This is a genomic window from Vibrio sp. 2130-1 (genome assembly GCF_033339515.1).
Window position 1 is genome coordinate 1 of the sequence record NZ_JAWOUT010000674.1, and the last position, 534, is coordinate 534.

Consider the following 534-nt stretch of genomic DNA (forward strand, 5'->3'; position numbering starts at 1 on the left):
ACAAAAGACATCAGCGCTAACGCTAAGCAAGCTTGAGTCGATGATGAGCTTCACAATGGCAAAAGGCCTAGTGGCACAAGTAGCCGGTCCACACTACCCTGCGCCAATGACAGCCGTTATCACGATTGAAGAAGGCGCACGCTTTGCGCGTAACGAAGCACTCGACATTGAACGCAAATACTTCGTTAAACTCGCGAAATCAGAAGAAGCCAAAGCTCTGGTTGGTCTGTTCCTCAACGACCAATACATCAAAGGCATCGCGAAAAAAGCGGCGAAATCAGCAAGCAAAGACACTGAGCGAGCAGCGGTATTAGGTGCAGGCATCATGGGTGGTGGCATCGCTTACCAATCTGCGCTGAAAGGTGTGCCAGTATTGATGAAAGACATCGCCCAACCATCTCTCGATTTAGGCATGACCGAAGCGTCTAAACTGCTGAACAAACGCCTTGCTCAAGGTCGTATCGACGGCTTCAAGATGGCGGGAATTTTGGCATCAATTACCCCAAGCCTACATTACGCAGGCATCGAAAACTC

1 protein-coding gene is annotated in these 534 nt (G+C 49.8%); it reads left to right on the forward strand.

Annotated elements, in window-relative coordinates; translation table 11 throughout:
• Positions 1-534: 3-hydroxyacyl-CoA dehydrogenase NAD-binding domain-containing protein (locus tag R7Q09_RS28080; RefSeq protein WP_318144199.1), on the forward strand; the 534-nt coding region annotated here is incomplete at both ends.